6 protein-coding genes are annotated in these 6,057 nt (G+C 66.7%); 3 read left to right on the top strand and 3 right to left on the bottom strand.

The features are described from left to right. Window positions 1-95: 95 nt before the first annotated feature. From ABS88_RS23035 to ABS88_RS23025, 3 genes are all read left to right on the top strand, one after another. Window positions 96-890: an ABC transporter ATP-binding protein gene (locus ABS88_RS23035; RefSeq protein WP_003042733.1), complete on the top strand. Its 795-nt coding sequence runs from the start codon at window positions 96-98 to the stop codon at window positions 888-890. Between the two features lie 144 nt (window positions 891-1,034). Continuing rightward, complete coding sequence (locus ABS88_RS23030) at window positions 1,035-2,186, top strand: cell wall hydrolase (RefSeq protein ID WP_058811219.1); 1,152 nt, start codon at window positions 1,035-1,037, stop codon at window positions 2,184-2,186. Between the two features lie 48 nt (window positions 2,187-2,234). Then, complete coding sequence (locus tag ABS88_RS23025; RefSeq protein WP_003042741.1) at window positions 2,235-2,624, top strand: VOC family protein; 390 nt, start codon at window positions 2,235-2,237, stop codon at window positions 2,622-2,624. 36 nt (window positions 2,625-2,660) lie between these two features. Here the strand turns inward: ABS88_RS23025 and ABS88_RS23020 are convergent, their stop codons facing one another. The 3 genes from ABS88_RS23020 to ABS88_RS23010 all read right to left on the bottom strand — a co-directional run. Further along, entirely contained in the window at window positions 2,661-4,373 is a 1,713-nt protein-coding gene (locus tag ABS88_RS23020; protein ID WP_003042744.1) for an ATP-binding protein, read from the bottom strand. Between the two features lie 71 nt (window positions 4,374-4,444). After that, window positions 4,445-5,215, bottom strand: coding sequence for a TIGR02186 family protein (locus ABS88_RS23015; protein ID WP_003042747.1), 771 nt, complete (start codon window positions 5,213-5,215; stop codon window positions 4,445-4,447). After that, the coding region (locus ABS88_RS23010) for a sulfite exporter TauE/SafE family protein (protein WP_286750701.1) at window positions 5,212-6,057 on the bottom strand (846 nt) is incomplete at its 5' end. The genes ABS88_RS23015 and ABS88_RS23010, both read right to left, overlap by 4 nt.

The following is a 6,057-nucleotide window of genomic DNA, read 5'->3' as shown; positions in this document are numbered from 1 at the left end:
AAGGACATTCCGCAATATCGTCTTCCTACCCAAAGCCGACTCCCCGCTCACCTTTCCACTTCCCTCGCGCGCGCGGTCATGCTCAACGCGCCGGCATGGTCGACGATTCCCCCCTGCTCGCGCTGTCGAACGTCCGCGTCATGGCGGACGAGGCGTGCATTCTCGATCTGCCCGCGCTGACCATCCCGGCGGGCGAGAGCGCCGCGATCCTTGGCGCCAACGGTTCGGGCAAATCGACATTGGTCAAGCTGATCGCGCGCCAGCTTTATCCTGCCTGGGGTGCCGATGTCCGCATCTTCGGGCAGGACAGCTGGAACGTCTTCGACCTGCGCAAGCTGCTCGGCATCGTGTCGTCGACGATGCAGCTCGACTTCGACGCCGAACCGCCGCTGGAGGTACTCGACTGCGTCGTCTCGGGCTTCTTTGCCTCGCGCGGGCTGTGGGCGCATCAAAGCTACACGCAGGATATGGTCGATGTTTCGGTGGCGGCGCTCGGCGATGTCGGCGCGCAGCATCTGATCGGGCGCAGCATGGCGAGCCTGTCAACGGGCGAGGCCCGCCGCGTCCTCATCGCCCGCGCGCTTGCACACCGCCCGCGCGCGCTGCTGCTCGACGAACCCTGCGCCGGGCTCGACCCCGCGGCGCGGCATCATTTCCTCGACATGCTGCGTGGCGTCGCGCGCAGCGGGGTCGCGCTGTTGCTGATCACCCATCATATCGAGGAGATATTACCCGAGATCGACCGCATCGTGATGCTGCGCGGCGGCCGCCTCGACCGCGACGGCGCCAAGGCCGATCTGCTGACCGGCGACAGCCTGACGCGCCTGTTCGGCCTGCCGATGACGGTGACGGAGCGGCACGGCTGGTATCAGGCGGATATCCACCCCTGACCGCCGCCGCATTGCCTCCTGTCCCGCTGCGGGACAGCGCACACGCGGTGCAATCTTTTATTCGCACCTCGCGGCATAAGCAGGGATCGCAGCACGCCTGGGCGAATCGGCCGATCGGGCGGGGCACCGGATTTTGACGCGCGCATGAAACCCGAACTCAACCTCGACGCTCCCGGCTATGCCGACGCCCGCGCCGCCTGGCGCGGTGCGCCGCGCGCGGCCGCTGCGGCGGCGGGTCCGGGGCGCAATTTCTGGATCGGCCTGCTCGCCGCCGTGCTTGTCGCCAGCGTGGCGCTCGCGCTGTCGAGCGGCCAGTTCCGCCCGCGCGGCTTCGGCCCCTACAGCGTGTCGGTGCCGCTGACCTTCAAACCCTATGACCCGACGCGCTGGGCGGTGATGAATTCGGACAGCTATGCCGACGCGCTCAAGATCGACCCGACGCTGCCCGATCCCAGCAGCGTCGGCTATGCCGATGCGACCGCGCTGCCGCCCGCCGATCCGGCGCAGCTTCGCGACGAAGCCTTCGTCGGCCCGGCGGCCAAATCCTATGTCTTTCGCGGCGTCACCGCGCTCGACCGCGAACGCGCGCATTATTGCCTGACCTCCGCCCTCTATTACGAGGCGGCCTCCGAAAGCGATGACGGGATGCGCGGCGTGGCGCAGACGGTGCTCAATCGCGTGCGCCACCCGAGCTTTCCCAACACGGTGTGCGGCGTCGTCTTTCAGGGTTCCGAACGCGCCGGCGTGTGCCAGTTCACCTTCTCGTGCGACGGCGCGATGGCGCGCGCGCCGAGCCGCGACAACTGGCTGCGCGCGAGCCGCATCGCATCAGCGGCCCTGAACGGCGCCGTCTTTCCGGGCGTCGGGCTCGCCACCCATTATCACACCACCGCGATCTGGCCGCGCTGGGGCAAGAGCCTGGTGATGACCAACATCGTCGGCGCCCATATCTTCCACCGCTGGCGCGGCCGCTGGGGCATGCCCGACGCGTTCCGCGCACCCTATCTGGGCCGCGAGCCGGTTCCCGGCCCCTATCTTCCTGTCGCGCAGCAGCTTGCGATGCTGAAGAAGGGGCCGATCCCGGGCGCGCCCCTGTTGCCCGCCGCTGCGGTCGATCCCTTGCCCGCAGGCGGCCCCGCACCGCTGCCCGGCACGCTGAGCGCGCCGGCGCAGACCGCGGCACCGTCCCCTTCGGTGACCGCCGCGCCCACGCCGCCGGCCTACAGCGACCCGCGGCTCAACCAGTCGGGTCAGATCCGCGAGGAATATCAGAAGAGCGGCGAGTGGATTCGCTAGGCGCGACGCGCTAGCTTCTTCTGCTCACAAGGCGAAGGAGGCGTTTCCATGGGGCATGTCAAAGGCATCGGCGGCCTGTTCTTCCGCGCGCGCGATCCCGCCGCGCTCAGCGACTGGTATCGCGACCGTCTCGGCGTCGGCGGCGGATGCAGCGCCGACGACAGCGCGCCGGTCAATCAATGGGTGTGGACGGTGACCGGAGGACCGCTGGTCTTCTCGCCTTTCAAGGCCGACACCGACTATTTCCCGGCCGACCGCCAGTTCATGATCAACCTGCGCGTCGACGATCTCGACGCGGTGCTCGCGCCGTTCCGCGCCGCCGGCGAGGAGGTGATTACCAAAAAGGAATGGGATGATCCGTCGGTCGGCCGCTTCGCGCGCGTCCACGACCCCGAAGGCAATCCGATCGAATTGTGGGAGCCGGCGCAAGCCGGCTAGATCGCCGTCCCGGCGAAAGCCGGGACGACGGAAGCCTTACCTGCCCTGGCTGCGCCAGCGCTTGACGACGCGCTCCAATATTTCGGGCTCGCCGCCGGTTTCGCGCCAGAGCTGCGAGAAGAGCGGATCGCTCGACGCGGGGCGCTTGTCTTCCTCGAGCGTGTCGAGGTGGACGCGAATCGGGATCGACACGCCCTCGCCGCAGATGATGCATTCGCGGTTGCGCAGCGCCGGGATCGAATCGATGAAACCGCGCGCGCCTTCGGGCATCGCCGCCTTCACGAAATGCTGGTCGCGTTCGTTGTTGAGGCGCATCGAGATGATCGTGCCGCACTGCGACAGCACGCCTTCGGCAAGGTCGGACGGGCGCTGCGTGATGAGGCCCAGCGACACGCCGTATTTACGGCCTTCCTTGGCGATACGTTCGAGGATCTTGCGCACCGCCTGCCCCTGTCCGCTATCCTTCGACGGGATGTAGCGGTGGGCTTCTTCGCAGACGAGCAGGATCGGACGCTGCGGCTCGCCGCGCGACCAGATCGCATAGTCGAAGGTCAGGCGCGACAGCACCGCGACGACCACGCCCGTGATGTCCGACGGCACCCCCGATACGTCGATGATCGAGATCGGCCGGCCGTCCGACGGCAGGCGGAAGATCTTGCCGAGGAAGTTTGCCATCGTGTCGGCGACGAGCATACCGGAGAACATGAAATTATAGCGCGGGTCGGCGCGCATTTCCTCGATCTTGCCCTTGATGCGCATGAAGGGCGCCGACGAGGTCGCCTTGTCGAGTTTACCCATCTCGTTCTGCAGGATGTTGAGCAGATCCGACAGCAGATAGGGGATCGGCGAATCGACCGTGATCTTCGTCATCCCCTCGGCCAGCCGGTTCTTGAGCCGCGCCTGGAGCAGACATTTGGCGAGCACGTCGCAATCGCCTTGGCGGTCGCGCCCTTCGCTGGTGACGAAAACCTCGCAATGTTCCTCGAAATTCATCAGCCAATAGGGCATCGCGAGATTGTCGACGTCGAACAGCGCGCCGGTGCCCTTGAACGCCGCCGAATATTCGCCGTGCGGGTCGATCATCACGATATGGCCTTGCGGTGCCAGTTCGCAGATCTTGTGCAGGATCAGCGCGGCGCTCGTCGATTTACCCGTACCGGTCGATCCGAGCAGCGCGAAATGCTTGCCGAGCATCGCGTCGACATACAGCGAACCGCGAATGTCGCGCGTCGGATAGACGGTCCCGATCTCGACATGCGCCCGCTCGTCGGCGGCGTAGATCTGCTTGAGGTCGGCGCTGGTCGCAGCATAGACTTGGCTGCCCGGAATCGGATAGCGCGTCACGCCGCGGCGGAAATTGTGGATGCGGCCGGTCAGCTTTTCTTCTTCGCCTTCGCCGAGGAAATCGATCGCCGCGACGATCAGCCCCTCGCCGCGCTCGTAAAGCTGCTGGTCGCGCACGCTGGCGAGCAGCCAGACATTGCCGACGCGCACCTTGACCTGCGCGCCCACCTGGCCCGCCATCGCGACCGACGGGTCGTTCGATGTCGACAAGCCCTGCAACGCCGAAGCATCGAGCAGGATGCGCGAGGCCGAGCCGGCAATGTCGATCACTTCGCCGATCAGCAAGTCGTCGCGGTGGTGCGCCTGCACCGGCGCAATCGGCGCCGCCGTTCCGCCGCCCGCCAGCCTGACATGCTGCGCAGCCGTCGCGTCGCCGGTACCAAAACCGCCCCCATGCATATCCATATTCAGCCCCGCCATATGTTTGTCCCGCGGCGACTATCGCAGGCGAGGGTAAACAAAGCGCTTATGATAGATCAGCGGCGGCGGAAAAGCGCCGATGCGGCATAGCCGAGCAGCAGCGACAGCGCGACCGCGGCAAGGCCGTAGAGGAACCCGTGCCGCTGCGCCGCGAGCGCGACGAAACGTTCGAAGCCCGCCTTGCGGATCTGAACGTCGCGCGAGGCGACGGCCAGCACGCGTCCCTTGCTGATCAGATAGGTTTCGGCGCGGTAGGTGCCCACGGGAACGCGCGCCGGCACGGGGATTCGCGCCCGATACAACACGCCTTCGGTAATCTCGACCGCCGAAGGGTTTTCGTAGAACAGCCCCATGCGGCGATAGAGATCGACCAGCCCCGCCTCGAACCGCTCGAGCTTCTTCGCCTCCGAAAAGCCGGTCGGCGACATCGACAGATTTTTAAGGCCAAGCTCGAAGATCGCCGCGGTGCGTTCGTCGACCAGCTTGTCGACCGGGCGCGACGACCCGATCGCGTAGAAACCGGGCGAGGTGCGCAGCCGGATGCTGCTGGCGTTGACCCACATGCCCGCGATGCGCTGCTTTTCGCGCAGCACCACCGGCCGCACCGGGCCCTTCAGAACGACGACGATGTCGGCGCGATCGTCGGGCAGGCGCTGACCTGGATAGAGGATCGCGCCGAACAGCAGCAATTCCTCGCCGGTGAAGCTGTACTGGATTTCGATCGAGCGGCTCGACACGTCGGGCACCAGACGCGGATCGACTGCCTGCGCCGCGGCGGGCAGCAGCAACAGCAGCAGCGCTGCGATCGAGGCGCCGATCCGCGTCACTGGACGGTGTAGATTTCGTCGGGACGGATGAAGAGGCCGACCGCCATGCGCAGCGCGACGAGCAGCACGATGATCGCCAGCGCCATGCGCAGATATTCGGGGCGGACCTTTTGCGCGAAACGCGCGCCGATCTGCGCGCCCGTCACGCTGCCGAGCAGCAGCAGGCCGGCGAGGACGATATCGACCGCGCCCGTTGTCATCGCATGGACCATCGTCGTCGCGATGGTGACGAACAGGATCTGGAACAGCGAGGTGCCGACGACCACCTGCGCTCCCATGCCGAGCAGGAAGATCATCGCCGGGACCATGATGAAACCGCCGCCGACGCCCAGCAGCATCGTCAATATGCCGACGAGCGCCCCGAGGATCAGCGGTGCGAGCGGCGAAATATAGAGGCCCGAGCGATAGAAGCGCCAGCGCATCGGCAGGTTCGCGACCATCGGATGGTGGCGCCGCTTGCGCGCCGGCGCCGGAAGCCCGGCCTGCAGCGCGCGCAGCGCACCCCATGCTTCGCGCGCCATCAACCCGCCGACCGATCCCAGCAGCACGACGTAAAGGATGTTGATCGTCGTATCGATCTGTCCCCAAGCGGTGAGCAGTTCGAACAATCCGGCGCCGATCAGCGATCCGAGCAACCCGCCGGCGATCAGCACCGCGCCCATGCGCAAATCGACGCCGCCGCGCTCGAAATGCGCGAGCGCGCCCGATACGCTGGCCCCCGTCACCTGCGTCGCGGCCGACGCCGCGGCGACCGTCGGCGGGATACCGTAAAAGATCAGCAGCGGCGTCGTCAGAAAGCCGCCGCCGACGCCGAACATGCCCGACAGAAAGCCGACCCCGCC

It is taken from the genome of Sphingopyxis sp. SCN 67-31 (assembly GCF_001725095.1).
This window is presented reverse-complemented; position numbering and strand designations above follow the sequence as displayed.

Excerpts from the sequence above, each read along its gene's own strand:
- ABS88_RS23030 (WP_058811219.1), top strand. The coding sequence starts at position 1,035 with ATGAAACCCGAACTCAACCTCGACGCTCCCGGCTATGCCGACGCCCGC.
- ABS88_RS23020 (WP_003042744.1), bottom strand. The coding sequence starts at position 4,373 with ATGGATATGCATGGGGGCGGTTTTGGTACCGGCGACGCGACGGCTGCG.
- ABS88_RS23035 (WP_003042733.1), top strand. The coding sequence starts at position 96 with ATGGTCGACGATTCCCCCCTGCTCGCGCTGTCGAACGTCCGCGTCATG.
- ABS88_RS23025 (WP_003042741.1), top strand. The coding sequence starts at position 2,235 with ATGGGGCATGTCAAAGGCATCGGCGGCCTGTTCTTCCGCGCGCGCGAT.